Raw genomic sequence first — 16,437 nt, 5'->3', positions numbered from 1 at the left:
ACATATGTATAACGGCCTGTTTATAACTTATACGTGTCCCTATCCAGTTCATGACTGGACAGGTCCTACCCTCTGGCCTATAATTACACCTAGTAATGCCCGTAACTTCATAGTTTCCCAGGGGAGTCGGAATTGGCCGGCTGAGAGTGTATCCCACCAAGATACTAACCCTTAGACCTGATCTGGATCATGCCAGCGTAGGAATCGGAGTATATCGAAATGGCACAGCCCTATGGCTGAACGCCACCTCTCTAACGCCTGCACGCGTCCCGGAATACGGGACGCTTTTTTAATGTTCTTTTATATAGCCAGAGAGCTAAAAAAAGTGACGTTATCCAGATCTCAACTGGTATAAATCTGTCGATTTATGCAAGATGATTGGATATGAAGCCAAGGAGTACCCCGTGCCAATCGGCCGGACATACCGAAGGAGAGAACCACAGATGAAATGGCGTAAAACGATGGGATTGTTGCTCTTATGCGTGCTTATGGTGACTGTAGCCGCATGTGGTGGCAAAGAAGCTGCCCCAGCTGGGCAGAACGGCAACACAAATACGGAAAGCAGCAACGAAGGTGACACTGCCGCCCTGAAAGATATTAAAGTGGTGCTCGACTGGACACCAAATACGAATCATACAGGCCTGTATGCAGCTGTAGATCAAGGTTTTTATAAGGCCGAAGGCTTGAACGTTGAGATTGTACAACCAGGTGCCGGTGGCGCAGATACAATGGTTGCCTCGAATGAAGTGCCTTTTGGCGTAAGTTATCAGGAGAGTGTAACTCAAGCCCGCACACAGGGTGTTCCATTGGTCTCCATCGCAGCAGTTATTCAGCATAATACATCTGGTTTCGCTGCTCCGGCGGATCGGAATATCAAGTCACCGAAAGATTTTGAAGGTAAAACCTATGGCGGTTGGGGTTCCCCAGTCGAAGAAGCCGTGATGCAATCCATTATGGAAGGCGACGGAGCCGATGTATCCAAAGTGAAAAACATTAACATGGGTGATGCCGACTTTTTCACCGCAGTGAAACGGGATATCGATTTCGCATGGATTTTCTACGCCTGGACAGGTATTGAAGCCGAACTGCGCGGAGAACCGATCGACATGTTATATGTGAAGGATTATTCAGATGCACTGGATTACTACACGCCTGTACTAGTAACAAACGAGCAGACGATCCAAAACGACCCTGAGTTGGTGAAAGCATTCCTGAAAGCCACTTCAGAAGGATATCAATACGCAATTGATCATCCCGAAGACGCAGCGAACATTCTGATCAAGGCCGTACCGGACTTGGATAAAGACCTCGTACTGGCAAGCCAGAAATGGCTTAGTCCAAAGTACACAGATGACGCCCCGCGCTGGGGTGAGCAAAAGCAGGAAGTATGGCAGAACTACACCGACTGGATGTTTAGCAAAAAACTGCTGGATGAACAGATCGATGTGAGCAAGGCATATACGAACGATTTTTTACCCCAATAAAATTTCTCATATAAAACGAACTTAATATTTACACGATGACGGAGAGGACAGAAATAACGTGAAAAAGCGAAGCGGTCGCCTTTATCACCGGATTTTCCCTTTAGAGAAAGGGAATCAAAAAAATCTGGGGATAACAGCGATTGGAAGGTTATTCTGTCATCGAAGTGGCAAGTGTAACAGTCATTAGTTCATTTTATTTATCACGAAAGGAGCCGTGATCTCTCATGGCAAGCACACTACTTAGCATTCAAGTTATTCCCAAAACGCCAAATGGCGAGAACTCTTATCCTTACGTTGATCGCGCCATTGAAGTTATTCAGCAATCCGGCCTGAAATATCAGGTGAACGCGCTCGACACCACAATGGAGGGGGAACTGGAGGAACTGCTGGAAGTTGTACGTAAAATGCACGAGGTACTTGTGGAGGCTGGCAGCCCAAGCATCATCTCCCAGATCAAAATCGCCCATAGCCCTACTGGCTTCAGCATGGATACCCTGACGGAGAAGTATCGCTAATGCCTGCCTATTTCAAAAGTGTATGGCCGCCCATTGTGGCGGTTATTCTCTTTATAGCGATATGGCAGGGAGCCGTCTCCCTCTTCCATATTGAGAAATGGATGCTGCCTGCACCGTCCGACATCGCCCGCGAAGCGGCAACCCAGGCCGAACGGCTTGGTATGCACGCTTCCGCAACCATTCAGTTAACGCTGATTGGATTCGCCGCTGGAACAGCGGTTGGATTACTGATTGCGATGGTGCTACATTTAGTCCCTTTTCTCAAGTCAGCCCTGTATCCTTTACTTATTCTTAGTCAAAATATCCCAACTATCGCGCTCGCGCCGCTCCTGTTAATCTGGTTTGGATTCGGGCTGTTGCCCAAGCTGATTACGATCATCTTGGTCTGTTTCTTCCCCGTTGCAGTGGCGGCAATGGACGGCTTGACCCGTACAGATGCAGCGATGATGAACTATATGCGCATGGCTGGTGCGAAACGTCATCATATCTTCTGGAAGCTGGAGCTTCCCCATGCGCTGCCATCCGTGTTCTCCGGTGTCAAAATCGCCGCTACCTATAGCGTGATGGGCGCCATCATCGCCGAATGGATTGGTGCAGACAAGGGTATTGGTTATTATATGATGCTGCAAAAGTCGGCTTATCGTACGGACCGCCTATTCGTGGCGATCATGATTATTGTCGCGCTCAGCTTGCTGCTCTTCCTGTTCATTGCCCTGCTGGAGAAGCTGCTCGTGCGCTGGCGGCCACAAAAGCGGTAGTAAAGCAAGTAATCTGTATATTAGGAAGTGATGACCATATGAATCGGCAACAGGACGAACAAGTCCATCATGGACGAGGAGCACACGCGATGGAGCCAAAGCATGGTGAAAAACTCCATCCAGCTACGTCTGATCGACCTGCCAATACGACTCCTGCTCCGGTTCCACCTGCACTGGACGTCGTTGATGTTCATGCATCATTCCGTGAACGGCGCAGCAAGCTACCGGTTCTGAACGGCCTGTCTCTGACTGTGGAGCAAGGCGAGTTTGTTGCTATCGTTGGTCCATCCGGCTGTGGCAAAAGCACCCTGTTCCATATTATCGGCGGTCTGCTGAAGCCACAGGAAGGCCAAGTGCTTATGAACGGTCAGAATGTAACGGGACAGCGTGGCAAGATTAGTTATATGCCACAACAGCCTGCTCTTTTCCCTTGGCGTACCATTGAAGACAATGTACTGCTTGCTGGTGAAGTAGCTTCAAGCGCTCCCCCTCGGGCCGAAGCACTTGCAGAAGCTCGTAAGTGGTTAAGCAGCGTGGGTCTTGCCGGATTCGAGCAGGCCTATCCTCATATGCTGTCGGGCGGAATGCAGCAGCGTGCTGCATTTCTGCGAGCCCTACTCAGTCCGCAGGAATTAATGCTGCTGGACGAACCTTTCAGCGCGCTGGATGCACTGACACGTAGCGACATGCAGCGCTGGCTGCTCGATATCTGGGAACAGAACCGCCGCTCGGTGCTGTTCATCACCCATAATATCGAAGAAGCATTGCTGCTAGCGGATCGGGTCTATGTATTATCCAACCGACCTGCAACGGTGTTGCACGAGGTACATGTTCCTTTTGATCGCCCAAGACGAGAAGAAATTACGGAGGAATCCGCATTCCTTGAGCGTAAACGGCAGATTGCACAGTGGATGAGAGAAGAACAGCAGAAAGCCCGCCTATCTTGATAGTGCGGGTTTTTAAGTTATTATTTTCCTTTAATGGGTGATCCGCCATAAGAAATTCTGCGTAACATAGTTAGAATATAACTGAACACAAGGAGGAATTCCCTCGTGCATTCTCAAGCTTTTGCACCATTAATTGATGCTCATATTCACTTCGATCAGTATACCCCTGACAAACAACGCGAGATGCTGCTATCGTTTCCGTCTCAGCAGGTCGAAGCAGTCATTGCCGTGTCCATGAATCTCGCTTCTGCCAAGACCAATCTGGAGCTTGCAAAACAACATCCACGTAACATCTATCCGGCCTTCGGTTTCCATCCGGAACAGGAACTGCCGTCCATTGCAGAAATGGACCTCTTCTTCCAATGGATCGAGAAGCATATGGGACAAGCCACAGCCATAGGAGAAGTTGGCCTTCCCTATTACAATCGTCAGGAAGCGGAGCAGGCAGGGCAACGCTTCGATCAGAGCGGGTACATTGAACTGCTTGAACGTTTCATCCAACTTGCCAAAAAGCATAACAAACCACTTGTCCTTCATGCGGTATACGATGATGCGGATATTGTCTGTGATCTGCTGGAGCAATATCAGTTCCGACGTGCTCATTTCCACTGGTTCAAAGGATCTCGCCAAACCGTAAGGCGCATGGCGGACAACGGTTATTTCATCTCTTTCACGCCGGATATTCGGTATGAAGAAGAGATTCGTGAACTCGCCCGGCAATATCCTTCAGAACAAGTGATGGCCGAGACCGACGGACCTTGGCCCTTCGAAGGACCGTTTCAGGGACGAATGACACACCCTGCCATGACCAGACAGGTCATCCAGGCATGGAGTGAAATCACTGGCATGGGAACCGAGCGGGCCGCCCGTCTTTTTTATCAGAACACAAAGCGTTTCTATGGCTTAACTTGATTACAATCTGGTAGTAGCAACCACTCTCGCTTGCCCTGCCAATACAGCACAAAGAAGCCAGTCGGTTTCGCTACCCGACTGACTTCTAATTTACTTATATCAGTTGAACTAACCATTTACACAAGAACGTAGAGGACAGAAATAACCTGAGGAAGCAACGCGTTCGCCTAAAAGCTTTCTGAAAGAAAGCTGCTTCGGAAGCATACGCTATCACTAGATTTTCACCTTCACAAAAATTGGATCAAAAAATCTGGGGATAACAGCGATCGGAAGGTTGTTCTGTCATCGGAGTGGCAAGTGTAACTACCTTCAGTTCAACTTAACGCTTCAAGAATCCTTTGCCTTCCAGGAACGGTCTCACTTGCAACCTTGTCGGCTCAGTCAAGCGCTTCGCCATCAGTTCGGACCATGGAGTTGTTCGTTCACCGTTAGTCCGTTCTTTCATGTACGCCGTCGTTGTCTCATCATACTGCTCAACACCTTTGATGCTCTGCTCGGTATTATAACGATTACGATGCAGAACTGCATCCAGTGGCAGACGCGGGCGAATTCCCGTTTCCTGATCTGCAACACCAATACACATGCCATACACCGGATATACCCCTTCCGGTAATCCCAATAACTCGGCTACTTCCTCAATCCGGGTACGAAGCCCGCCGATATATACAATTCCGAAACCAAGCGACTCTGCTGCAAGAGCGGCATTCTGGGAAGCCAGAGCAGCATCAATCGTGGCTACCATGAAATTCTCGGTTGAATCGGCATACGATTCCTTCTCAGGAAGATGACGTTTCGCGGCATCACTCAGCCGATACAGATCAGCACACCATACGAGAAACACCGGACATTCATTGACATAGGCCTGGTTGCCTGCCAATTCAGCCAGCTTGGCTTTTTGCTCTAAGTCAGTCACAGCAATTACGGTATATGCTTGCACACTACTTGAAGAGGAAGCCATCTGTCCTGCAGATACAATGGCTGCAAGCTGCTCATCACTTACCGGGTCTGGCTTGAATTTGCGTACAGAGCGGTGTTTCATCATCAAATCAATGGTTTCATTCATGGTGGTTCACTCCCAATCCTCGAAGTACGAACTCAATTGTCTGCTCAGCAAGCTCGTTTGTATTCATATCCTGATAATCAAAGCCAAATCGTGAATTCTTGGCCCGTTTGTGCGCCAAAGCCACACCCATAACCTGAAGCATCGCATAAGATACGGACTCGACCTGGAACAATCCCTGGTCTTTTCCTTCTTGCAGCAGTTCCCTCACTCGGGTCCATACAGGGTCTAGAAAACGAAATACGGTAGCTGTACGATGTGTCCGCAGTGTAATTTCAAGCTGCACAATATCGCTCATCTCCCGATCCGTCATCGTGAACTTCACAACTTCACCAATAATTCGTCGGATACCTTCCACAGGCGAGGACATCGACTCTTCCGCCAGCGAGTTCATCATATGCCCAGGGAAAAAATGCTCAAATAACGCTTCGAACACCTTTTCTTTGCCGCCAAAATGATAAGACACCAGCGACACATTGGCACCTGCCTCATCACATATTTGACGAACACTCGTCCCGTCATACCCCTGCTGTGCAAAAAGCTTCTTGGCTGCAAGCAATATCCTCGTTTTGATATCCAACTCCGGTTCAGTCATTCCGTCCCGCTCCCTCTTGTCCGTTCATCTCATTCGCTCCAGCTCAAGGACTGCAGCCAGCGAATCATCTGTCTATTATATTACACCAAGCACCCCGATGAAAATCATCGGGGTGCTTGTCCTATCCTATAAAGCAATGGTATACATCTGCTGTATTAGTTGTTTGCTTGAGCAGGGCTTGGAGCCATAGCTGGCATACGTTGTTTTTTCAACAACGTCACGACCAGTGACAACGCAACGGCAACCAACAGTACAATCACGATAGAGCCCGCAGCAGACTGAACTCCTGGGCCTCCCAACTGTACGCTCAGAATACCCTGAACGGCGTATGTTGCAGGCAGGTACTGCCCAATGCCGCTATAGAAGCTGTTCAGTAATTCACGCGGTACCATTGCGCCGGAGGATACCAGTTGCAAGGACAGTGAGATGATGTTGAACAGACTTCCTGCTGGTCCGAAGCAGATCAGGAAGAACTGGGAGAAGAACATGAACGTGCACAGGAAGAGCGCCTGGAACAACCAGAATGCAACAAATCCTTGTGCAATCTGTCCTCCCAGTGCCACGATCAGTGATGATCCCAGCAAGGAAACAACCAATGCAGAACCCACGTTAATGACTACTCTCGCGCCAAACAAAGTCAAGCGGGAATAGGTAGATGACAGCATACCCATGGCTGTCTGGAGGTTCATCCCCATGATCATGGCACCTACATAGGAAGCCAGTACCATCATCATTGGCACCATCTGATTATTCATCCCGTTAACCGGGTTGATGGACGTTGTTGTTCCTTCCACTCGGGTAGCCAGGTTTGTAGCGGCTTCAGCAGCCTGATCGGCAGGCGCACCTGAAGCGGTTAACACCGTCTGTACTCCTTGTGCTGTAGCTTGTTTGTTAATCGTGTTTGTCACACTTTGTGATACACCTTGCATCATGCTTTTGATCGTAACCGGGTTCGCTTCATTAATGGTGTATTTAATCTCGGCGGTTGAGCCAGCCGTCTGAAGCAATTCGTTAAACCCAGCCGGGATATCCAGCACCATGTGTACTTGGTGATGATTCAGCTGGTCCAACGCTTCAGCCGCGCTTAGAATGAATACGGTATGGAAAGGCAGTGTTCCTGCGAGCGAATCCGCGATTCCTTTGGACATTTCTCCGTCCTCGTTCACAATCGCAACCGTCAATTCTTTCGCACGGTCATTTACTCCAGAATATGCGGTCATCCAGATCACGCTAAAGATCACTTGGAACATAAGTGCTGTTACGATCCCTACAATCACTGGCGGTTTTTTAAACAATGTACGTAAAGCCTGTAACATAAAAGGTGTCCTCCATTACTCAAATAGTTCTAATTTGATTTAAACAGTTGTTTGAATCAAACGATCGTTTAAATTTTATGTGAATATGTCCATATTGTCAACTCATTTTTGAAATATTCAGAAAACTTAAGCTTTATTCATGAATACAATTGATCCATTTTCACAAAAGTGCATTATGCTTTCCTTTCTCCGTAGAAAAGAATATCTAATACCACCGATTCAGGCTTACTTTCTGGCGACTCAACTGTATTTTTCTCAACAAAAAACACGGTCCGCCGCAGCGAACCGCACATTTATTCATCCTTACTTCATTTACAATGAGGTGTTGAATATATCTCCAAACAAAGTTCGGTCAGTCATTTCTCTTCAGCTTCATGCGTTGCAGACGTAGGGAATTCAGTACAACCGATACGGAGCTGAACGCCATTGCCGCCCCTGCCAGCCATGGAGCCAAGAAGCCAACTGCCGCAATAGGAATACCAATAACGTTATATCCGAGCGCCCAGAACAAGTTTTGTTTGATGTTACCCATTGTGCGCCGGCTCATCTCAATCGCATCTGCAATGCTGTTCAGATCACCACGCATCAACGTAATATCTGCCGCTTCCATCGCTACATCCGTTCCTGTTCCGATGGCCATCCCAATATCAGCAGTAGCAAGTGCCGGAGCATCATTAATGCCATCACCTACCATGGCAACTTTCAGACCACTCTCCTGAAGTTTCTTCACTTCCGCAGCCTTGCCTTCCGGCAGCACCTCAGCCAGAACTTTACCGATCCCTGCTTGTTCTGCTACAGCGCGAGCAGTCCGCTCATTGTCTCCCGTGATCATGATGACATCGATCCCCATCGCCTGAAGACGACCAATGGCTTCACGGGAAGTATCCTTGATGGTGTCAGCCACAGCCACGATCCCTGCCCACTGACCATCCACCGCTACCAGCATCGCTGTACGTCCTTGTTCCTCCAGACGGTTCATCTGCTGAACGGTTTCCTCAGAGACATTCACCTGTGCATCTGCAAGCAAACGACGCGTGCCGACCAGAATTTCCTGCCCTTTTGCTGAAGCTCGCACGCCGTATCCCGGTATGTTCTCGAACTTCTCTGTTGGGGTTAACTCCAGACCCTTGGCACGGATACCAGCAACAATCGCCTCTGCCAGTGGATGCTCTGAACTCTGTTCGGCCGCTCCCACTCGCTCAAGCAGATCAGATTCCGTCCAATTCGGAGCCGTGACAACATCCGTAAGCACCGGTTTACCTTGGGTTACTGTACCTGTTTTGTCGAGCACCACGGTCTGAATCTGTTGTGCCGACTCCAGATGTTCGCCGCCCTTGAACAGAATGCCATATTCAGCGGCACGTCCTGATCCAGCCATGACAGAAGTCGGCGTTGCCAGCCCTAGTGCACATGGACAAGCAATGACGAGCACGGCAATCGCTTTTTCAAGGGAACCAGCGAAGTCACCCGGACTTGCAAACAGATACCAGATCAAGAATGTCAACGCGGCAATACCAACGACAATCGGAACAAATATTCCTGATATGACGTCTGCAATCCGCTGGATCGGTGCTTTGGAGCCCTGAGCTTGCTCAACAACTTTGATAATCTGGGACAAAGCCGTGTCAGAGCCCACTCGGGTCGCACGTAGCCGTAATACCCCGTTTTTGTTCAGCGTAGCACCTGTAACGGGATCTCCTGGTTTTTTATCCACGGGAAGGCTCTCTCCACTAAGCATGGATTCATCTACTGAGGATTGCCCTTCTTCAACGATACCATCCACCGGGATGCTATCACCCGGCTTCACCAGAACCAAGTCACCCACCGCGACATATGCGGCAGGAACCATCAACTCCTGTCCATCCCGGATGACACGGGCTTCACGTGGAGCCAGTTCAATCAGGCTTTTAATCGCCTGTGAAGAGCGACCTTTCGCCACAGCTTCGAACCATTTTCCAAGCAAAATTAACGTAATCAGAATTGCACTTGTCTCATAATAGAGTTCTACCGAAGGCATGGCGGCGGCTGTGCTCGTTCCCATTGCCCCATGATCCATGGTTGTAGAAGGTAAGTACCCACTGGATAACGTCAGATACAGACTATAGAAAAACGCTGCGCTGGTACCCAGTGCGACGAGGACGTCCATATTGGCACTGCGGTTACGTAGGGCTTTGTACGCCCCCACATAGAACTGCCATCCAATCACGAACTGTACTGGCGTTGCCAGAATCAGCTGGAACCAAGGGTTCATGAACAGATCTGGGACATAGATTCCGGATGTGAACGAGAAATGTCCCACCATTGCCCACAGCAAAGGAATCGATAACAACGCAGATATCATCCATTTCCACTTTTTGCGTTGCAGCTCACGTTCACGAACCGATGTGGTCTCTTCTTGCGTCAATTGTAGTTCAGCACCGTAGCCCATCTGCTTGATCTTGGCGGTAATATCCGAAGGTTTCAATGCACCAGCGGCATATTCGATATGCCCTGTTTCCAGCGCCAGATTCACATTCGCCTGAGATACCCCCGGTAGTCGGGAAAGACCTTTTTCAATCCGGGCAGAACAAGCAGCACACGTCATACCTGTGATGTTCAGATCAACCGATTCTGACACCGTACCGTAGCCCAATGCTTCCACCTTATCTCGCAACGCATTCACGTTGGTTGTCTTTGGATCATAAGATACGGTCGCCTGTTCAATGGCAAGATTCACATTGGCCTGCTGCACGCCTTCCATGCGGGACAATCCCTTCTCCACTCGTGTCGAACATGCAGCACAGGTCATCCCCGTGATGTGCAGTGTTGTCTTTAGTCCTGGTGCGTCTGCCATAGGTGGCATTGGGGTTGGTTCGGATGATCTATCCATTGGTTTATTCGTTGAGTTATCCATCATGTCAGCTCCTTTCATGTCGATTCAATTTTTGTATGTTGCACCAATTATACCCCCAAGGGGTATATATCAAACAGAAAATTAGGCTTAAACCTGACTCTTGGGAAAAGGTACTCTGACCTCTTTTTCGCCCATGAGCATGTTCGGTTTAAGCCTGTGATCCCTTTAGACTACATCGTATCCCTGATCTTCAATGGCAGCTTTGATCTGATCCACGTTCACCGTCTGCTCATCATATTCCACCGCTACCGTTCCCGCTGCCAGATCAACCTTACCACTCGCCCCGGCATTCTTCACAGCTTCTTCAACCGACTTCACACAGTGATTGCAAGACATTCCAGTAACGTTCAATGTAACATTAGACATTCTAAATTCCTCCTTGGGGTATATTAAAATGATAAATTAAATAGGTGAATTGATATAACTTACTTCATTAACTTCCGCATCGTAACCAGCAGTTCATCCACAACCTCATGTTCACCAGCCTGAATACGCTCAACGATACAGCTCTTCATATGACCTTCAAGTAAAAGTTTGCCTACTGAATTAAGAGCAGACTGAGCCGCCGCAATCTGCGTCAGCACATCATCACAGTACGTATCCTTCTCGATCAATCCCTTGATCCCGCGAATCTGACCTTCCACACGGTTCAAACGAGAAACCAGATTACTCTTCATCTCCTGCGAATGGTGACTCTTGCGCACATGCTTCCCATCACTGCCCTCGGCATGACAGGATACTGCTTCTTTGACTGTAGCCAAAGCTTCCGTTGAATCGGACTTGGAGGATTGCAAAGGTTCCTCGGGATGGCTCTGATGATCCATCATGAACACCCCTTTTCTTTCGTTCTTTTCTAAGAGTAACATACCCCATGGGGGTATTCAAGAGTATTCTGATATTTTGATAAAAATGGATGATTGCTCCCTAATTAAATAGAGCATGAGATAGTTCATCTGCCTCGAATGACATCTCTATCTGAAGAGTAATGATCTGACTACGGACACTCATTTACCGATTAAACTCATCATTAATATCTGAAGCAGTCTGGGACTGTTCCACCCATTTCAACCACTCAGGGACTTCCCACATACTTCGAGCTGCAAAGGCGGCGCAGTAGCCATACCTTGCAAGTCTTTCATCGCCCATCCACCCCGCTGTCCGAAGTCCATGCATGTAGCGATCGAACATTTCTTCTTTAGCTGTCAATATGTCCTCTGCTGCAATATGACCCAAACTTGCGTTAACCCCAAATAGCTTTCCTAATTCTTCACCAACACCAGAAATACTCATGAATTGCCAATCAATAAGAGTAAGTACGCTATCTTCCAGACGTTCTGTTGGCATAAATATATTGCCTTGCCCCAAATCCTGATGTGACAATACTCGTGGTAATTGGTCCAGTGTATTTAAAACCTTGTCCATCTGCTCGCTATATTGGTTGAACCACTGCCAGATTGAATGGGCTTGCTTTTGGATTGCAGGAGCATACTGACGACAACCCCTAACCCATGATTTGAGCCAACTCGGGCAGATCCATTCTTGTTGAGGTAATGGGGCTCCCGTCAGATAGGCTCCGTGAAACTCACCAAGGCGTTCCGCAATCCATCCCCAATCATCCAGAGGCCAGACATGATCACACTTTGAATGACGAGACACATCTTCCATCCACAACCCAATGGTGTGGTCCGATCTGTGCTGTACAGCGAAACAACGCGGAGCTATGATACGTCCCGGCAAATGATCAAGTATTCCTGATGAGAATATCTCAGCTTCTCTTTTCCAATAATTATGGTATGTAACATCTTCCTTCTCTGCTGAGTCCGGTTTAATACATTTCAAGATAAGTGACCATGACAGTAATGCTCCAACTACGGTAGCCGTTCCCCGGATTAGGTAAATACCTGATGTGGTAAAATTAAGACGTCCCGGATTTATGGGTTCAACTTCCCAAGATTGTATTACTGCGTCTGGCTCTTCCAACAGTTTCTGCACACTGTGAACAAGATATTCCACATCCTCAGAAGATTGCAGAATACTATTCTCGCTAATTTGTTCTTTTTCATTAATACTTCCCATATCCTTCGCGCCCCTCCCCTCCATACCAATGCTCCTTTCACACCACTGGTTGTGCCTTACAAGGTATACTCCATCCTGCTGCTACGGACAACAAGACCCATCTGTTCATAGAAAGTCTGTGCCCCAGAGTTAAACGTTGAAACGGACAATTCCACGCTATCTGCCTGAAGCTCTCTCCCTAGCTCGATGAATGCTTCTAGTAACTGTTTGCCTGTTCCTTGGCCCCGATGTTTGTTATCCACTACAAGTTCATGGATGTACAACATCTTGCGATCCACCATCAATGGGTTATCCTGAATTACACTTAACTGCGCGCTCCCGTAACCCAGAATCAAGCCCGTTTCGGAAGACTCGGCAACATATAGGTAACGCTTGTCCGTTTCCAGCAGTTCGATGAACTCCTTTTTCTCCATTCTGGTCTCTAACGCTCTGTATAGATCCGGCCGCGTCTCGACATGCATCTGGTGCAGCTCATCCATCAACAATGACACGCCAGAGTAGTCCCTCATTTCTGCCTTTCGGATGTTAATCGTACCTGTACTCATCCCAATCACTCTTTCGTCTACTGAATTTTACATTATTATACAACCAAAAAGCAGATACCATAAGGGTACCTGCTTCGCTAAATTTATCTTCATTCCATCAAGCCCACATGATGCTCATGTTGTTTATTTTTTCGAAGAAGCATTTCCTTCATTAAAAGCAACAGGTGATGGCTTCGCTGCCCATTCGTCCGCCTGCGGCTCAATGTCTACTCCGCTCAAAATCTTCTTTTTCTCCATCAAGGAATCCCCGTCTTCATCCAGCTTGTTGCGAATTTCCGCCTCGTCCTGAGGTTGATTGTTCTGTGTCATCGTAGAATCCTCCCTTTTTTCGTATTCATGTTGATGTTCCTTTATATAACGTGCCCACTTTCTGCATTATCATTCTCTTCGAGGATCAGGCCGTCCCCCAAGTTATGTGTTATTTGAATTAAACATTAACTTTATTAAGCTAAATCCATCTCTAAACCCTTGCTCGTACATTACTGACTCTGCTGTACCCTGAAGAAGGGTTATTACATTACAATAGTCCAAAAATAAAGCCATCCCCTCTGGCTTAACATATTCACATAGCTCCATAAACAAACGATCACTTTCTTGACTCAATCTTTTATATTCTTTTGAATTATAAATCACAAGATTTCCGATACTCTCCATACGAAGAGCTTTGAACTGGTTAAATATTTCTTCGAAGTCCTCCATGTTCCCCTCCAAAAAAAGTGACGTCACTATGAATATAAATATTAGAGTGACATCACTTAGATGTCAATATGATTGTATATTGAATTATTTTGTAATGATACAATATGAACATTACTTTTTGAGGAGATTTTATTTCATGGCTACAGATAAAAGAGTCTTTACACTTAGGCTGCGAGAAAAGAATTTTGAGAAAATTAAAGTGATTGCGGACAAAAACAAACGATCTATCGCAATGCAGATTGAGTATCTTATTGAACAACATATTGAAGAATTTGAGAAAGAACAAGGTGTTATTTCCCCAGATACAAATAATGACGTATAGATTTTGCGCCCTTAGTACATGCGCATCATCCATACGTCATTTTTCATGATATATCCTGTTCCCCGTTAATCGAAATCAACCTGTTTATCCAAAATGATTTCCTCTACTTTGTATTCCATCTCTGGTATTGAGGGAATCAAGGAGAATCGAACGTTTTCCAGAGAAGAAGGAAGGGCAGGAACCACTCGGAAACTAATTTGCGTCTCCCCACCTCCTCCACGACTGCCATGTCTCATGGTGATATATCTCTGTTCGCTGAATATTTCCAGAGCCAAATGTGGAACCATTTGTATACGCTCAGCCTCATTTCCCTTATATTGAATCTCCACATAAACGAGGCTTTCACCTTCATATTGCATCGAATGCGTGATCATATACTCACACGAATCTTTAATCATTTTTTTCATAATCGGCACCACACTCGTCAATTGAAGAGGTTCACTTGGAAAGTAGTGTCTTTGCGGCATCGGTTGCACGCTACGGAGAACATATCGGATATCTTCCTCCTTCATATCCAGTAAGCTCACCCATTCATCGATGGTATTTTGAGGGGGTTGGTATTGGACTGCTCCGGTTATGTCCTTTCTGGCTGCAACCAGTTTCAGAAGTTGTTCATCAATCCGCTGTACCTCATCGCTGTATTCATTAGGAATTTCACGTAATTCACTCCAGCCCATATTTAATCACTCTCCTAATTTAATGACATGCCATGCAAATACAATTCGCTACTGTACCTGCATCCCCCTCTTAAAAAGGAAAGGACGCCCCTTGGGTCATATTCATGACCTTACGGGACGCCCTTTTTATATTGTCCACCTCAAATGGACATCATCTACTGTTTTGCTTGTAACAATGAGCAAAAATGTATTGCCTTAACCAACCTATACCTGATCTTGGCGAGCAAGCGCGGCTAGTGCGCGTAGCGCTGCATTAATCTCGCGCTCCACCGCTTGTCCAACTGCATCCGTATGCGGATCATACTCGGCTGCCAGATCACTGTCCGCGAATCCATCGATCGCGACAATGGCTCCGGCGCGAGCGCCACGCAAGGTGCTGACGATGTAGAGCGCCGCAATTTCCATCTCGGCCGCAAGTGCTCCAGCCTGCTTATACTTGCGGTGTGGAATCTCTTCCACGCCTGCAAAGAACGCATCCAGCGTTACGGTAATACCAACGCCCACTTTGCCTGCAAAGGTTGCAGCATCCGCGCTTTCTTGCTCACGAGCAGCTTCGATCAGTGCTTGCGTCACCCCAATGTCCGCTACCGCAGGGAAACCATCCGGTACAAGTTGGCGAGTCAACCCGTCTGTACGAACAGCGGCTGTACTCACAATCACACTGCCTGCCGGATAATCAGCTGTATACGATCCCGCTGTACCTACACGAATCAGAGTTGTTACACCCGCGCGAATCAATTCCTCGAAACAGACAGCCGCTCCAGGTGAACCTACACCATGGCTGACCACAGCGATCTGTACCCCTTCATACAATCCAACAAATGTACGATACTCCCGACTGAACGCCAGTTCTCTCGCCTGCTCTAGCTTACGGGAAATCTTCTCCGCACGTGCCGGATCACCGCAGACGATGGCGTATGCCGGCATGTCTTCCGAATGAATCTGCAAAATAGGCATCAACATATCAATCAAACTCCTTCTTCGTCCACTCGTCTTCCGGAATCGGCAGATCTTCACCGGAGAAGCGTTGTTCCTTGAACGGATCGGCAAAATGGTGGAAGCCATTCACTTCCCAGAATCCGTTCCGGTCTTCGGTCATAAACTCCAGACCACGTATCCACTTGGCACTCTTCCAGAAGTAAAGTTGTGGCACAACCATACGCAGTGGAAAACCATGCTTGGGTGTTAGTGGCTCACCGTTATATTTGAATGCAAGCAGTACATCATCATGCATCAACTCTTCGAGCGGTACATTTGTCTCATAATCATGATCTGCATGGATCATGACGTATTTTGCCTCTGGCTTAACCCCCAGAAGTTTCACAAAATCGGAGAAGCGTATACCTTCCCACGGTGTATCGAATTTCGACCAACGGGTAACACAGTGAATATCACTCACCGTGTTCACCTGAGGCATCGCCTGCAACTCAGCTAAGGAGAACACCTTCTCTTCCTCCACTTCGCCGAATACCTTCAAGTCCCAAGTGGACAGGTCATATTCCGGCACTTCCCCTTCATGCAGAATCGGGAATTTCTCCGTCAGCATCTGTCCTGGCGGCAGTCGATCTCCGTGATCGTTACCTGTTTTGGTTGCCGGGGTTTTACTTTTTTTCAAACGTTCAGCCTTGTTATGCAAGT

At 47.6% G+C, this 16,437-nt stretch carries 19 protein-coding genes and 1 riboswitch; of the genes, 6 read left to right on the top strand and 13 right to left on the bottom strand.

What is annotated here, in order from left to right; all coding sequences use genetic code 11:
- Window positions 1–109 precede the first annotated feature (109 nt).
- Window positions 110–222: riboswitch (TPP riboswitch) on the top strand.
- Between the two features lie 221 nt (window positions 223–443).
- The 5 genes from MHH92_RS02310 (at window position 444) to MHH92_RS02290 (ending at window position 4,616) form a co-directional block, all read left to right on the top strand.
- Window positions 444–1,484, top strand: coding sequence for an ABC transporter substrate-binding protein (locus MHH92_RS02310; protein ID WP_340901702.1), 1,041 nt, complete (start codon window positions 444–446; stop codon window positions 1,482–1,484).
- Window positions 1,485–1,708: 224 nt separating this feature from the next.
- Window positions 1,709–1,999: a thiamine-binding protein gene (locus tag MHH92_RS02305; protein ID WP_017690996.1), complete on the top strand. Its 291-nt coding sequence runs from the start codon at window positions 1,709–1,711 to the stop codon at window positions 1,997–1,999.
- A complete protein-coding gene (locus tag MHH92_RS02300; RefSeq protein ID WP_017690997.1) occupies window positions 1,999–2,757 on the top strand; it encodes an ABC transporter permease in 759 nt (252 codons plus the stop codon). Before MHH92_RS02305 ends, MHH92_RS02300 begins: the two co-directional genes overlap by 1 nt.
- 38 nt (window positions 2,758–2,795) lie before the next feature.
- Window positions 2,796–3,704 carry an ABC transporter ATP-binding protein gene (locus MHH92_RS02295; protein WP_340901696.1) on the top strand — a complete coding sequence of 303 codons (909 nt, stop codon included), beginning with the start codon at window positions 2,796–2,798 and terminating at the stop codon, window positions 3,702–3,704.
- A 105-nt stretch (window positions 3,705–3,809) separates the two neighbouring features.
- The gene (locus tag MHH92_RS02290) at window positions 3,810–4,616 is read left to right on the top strand and encodes a TatD family hydrolase (RefSeq protein ID WP_082218787.1); all 807 of its coding nucleotides are present in this window, start codon (window positions 3,810–3,812) and stop codon (window positions 4,614–4,616) included.
- A gap of 319 nt (window positions 4,617–4,935) precedes the next feature.
- Here the strand turns inward: MHH92_RS02290 and nfsA are convergent, their stop codons facing one another.
- The 10 genes from nfsA to MHH92_RS02240 form a co-directional block, all read right to left on the bottom strand.
- Window positions 4,936–5,679 carry an oxygen-insensitive NADPH nitroreductase gene (nfsA, locus tag MHH92_RS02285; protein ID WP_340901694.1) on the bottom strand — a complete coding sequence of 248 codons (744 nt, stop codon included), beginning with the start codon at window positions 5,677–5,679 and terminating at the stop codon, window positions 4,936–4,938.
- The gene (locus MHH92_RS02280; protein ID WP_340901692.1) at window positions 5,672–6,271 is read right to left on the bottom strand and encodes a TetR family transcriptional regulator; all 600 of its coding nucleotides are present in this window, start codon (window positions 6,269–6,271) and stop codon (window positions 5,672–5,674) included. Before MHH92_RS02280 ends, nfsA begins: the two co-directional genes overlap by 8 nt.
- A gap of 155 nt (window positions 6,272–6,426) precedes the next feature.
- Entirely contained in the window at window positions 6,427–7,587 is a 1,161-nt protein-coding gene (locus MHH92_RS02275; protein ID WP_340901691.1) for a YhgE/Pip domain-containing protein, read from the bottom strand.
- Between the two features lie 352 nt (window positions 7,588–7,939).
- Window positions 7,940–10,429: a heavy metal translocating P-type ATPase gene (locus MHH92_RS02270; RefSeq protein ID WP_445744695.1), complete on the bottom strand. Its 2,490-nt coding sequence runs from the start codon at window positions 10,427–10,429 to the stop codon at window positions 7,940–7,942.
- A 216-nt stretch (window positions 10,430–10,645) separates the two neighbouring features.
- Window positions 10,646–10,846 carry a copper ion binding protein gene (locus tag MHH92_RS02265; RefSeq protein WP_215074663.1) on the bottom strand — a complete coding sequence of 67 codons (201 nt, stop codon included), beginning with the start codon at window positions 10,844–10,846 and terminating at the stop codon, window positions 10,646–10,648.
- Window positions 10,847–10,905: 59 nt separating this feature from the next.
- Window positions 10,906–11,304, bottom strand: coding sequence for a metal-sensitive transcriptional regulator (locus tag MHH92_RS02260; protein WP_340907612.1), 399 nt, complete (start codon window positions 11,302–11,304; stop codon window positions 10,906–10,908).
- A gap of 184 nt (window positions 11,305–11,488) precedes the next feature.
- Window positions 11,489–12,556, bottom strand: coding sequence for a phosphotransferase (locus tag MHH92_RS02255; protein WP_340901690.1), 1,068 nt, complete (start codon window positions 12,554–12,556; stop codon window positions 11,489–11,491).
- A 56-nt stretch (window positions 12,557–12,612) separates the two neighbouring features.
- A complete protein-coding gene (locus MHH92_RS02250; protein ID WP_340901689.1) occupies window positions 12,613–13,101 on the bottom strand; it encodes a GNAT family N-acetyltransferase in 489 nt (162 codons plus the stop codon).
- A gap of 123 nt (window positions 13,102–13,224) precedes the next feature.
- Window positions 13,225–13,410: a hypothetical protein gene (locus MHH92_RS02245; RefSeq protein ID WP_017691007.1), complete on the bottom strand. Its 186-nt coding sequence runs from the start codon at window positions 13,408–13,410 to the stop codon at window positions 13,225–13,227.
- A gap of 102 nt (window positions 13,411–13,512) precedes the next feature.
- Entirely contained in the window at window positions 13,513–13,800 is a 288-nt protein-coding gene (locus tag MHH92_RS02240) for a hypothetical protein (protein ID WP_101314873.1), read from the bottom strand.
- 136 nt (window positions 13,801–13,936) lie between these two features.
- Here MHH92_RS02240 and MHH92_RS02235 point away from each other — a divergent pair, with 136 nt between their 5' ends.
- Window positions 13,937–14,122, top strand: coding sequence for an Arc family DNA-binding protein (locus tag MHH92_RS02235; RefSeq protein WP_338707617.1), 186 nt, complete (start codon window positions 13,937–13,939; stop codon window positions 14,120–14,122).
- Between the two features lie 65 nt (window positions 14,123–14,187).
- On the opposite strand, the gene MHH92_RS02230 is transcribed toward MHH92_RS02235, so the two are convergent.
- The 3 genes from MHH92_RS02230 to MHH92_RS02220 all read right to left on the bottom strand — a co-directional run bounded on the left by MHH92_RS02230 (window position 14,188) and on the right by MHH92_RS02220 (window position 16,435).
- Window positions 14,188–14,799, bottom strand: coding sequence for a hypothetical protein (locus tag MHH92_RS02230; protein WP_339196663.1), 612 nt, complete (start codon window positions 14,797–14,799; stop codon window positions 14,188–14,190).
- 204 nt (window positions 14,800–15,003) lie between these two features.
- Window positions 15,004–15,762, bottom strand: a complete 759-nt coding sequence (locus MHH92_RS02225; protein ID WP_076319541.1) for a nucleoside phosphorylase — start codon at window positions 15,760–15,762, stop codon at window positions 15,004–15,006.
- Window position 15,763: 1 nt separating this feature from the next.
- Window positions 15,764–16,435, bottom strand: a complete 672-nt coding sequence (locus tag MHH92_RS02220) for a sulfite oxidase-like oxidoreductase (RefSeq protein ID WP_340901688.1) — start codon at window positions 16,433–16,435, stop codon at window positions 15,764–15,766.
- Between the last annotated feature and the right edge of the window lie 2 nt (window positions 16,436–16,437).

The organism is Paenibacillus sp. FSL M7-1414 (genome assembly GCF_038003195.1).
Taxonomy (GTDB): domain Bacteria; phylum Bacillota; class Bacilli; order Paenibacillales; family Paenibacillaceae; genus Paenibacillus; species Paenibacillus amylolyticus.
The sequence above is the reverse complement of the archived record's forward strand: the minus strand, read 5'-3'. Positions and strand labels throughout refer to the sequence as shown.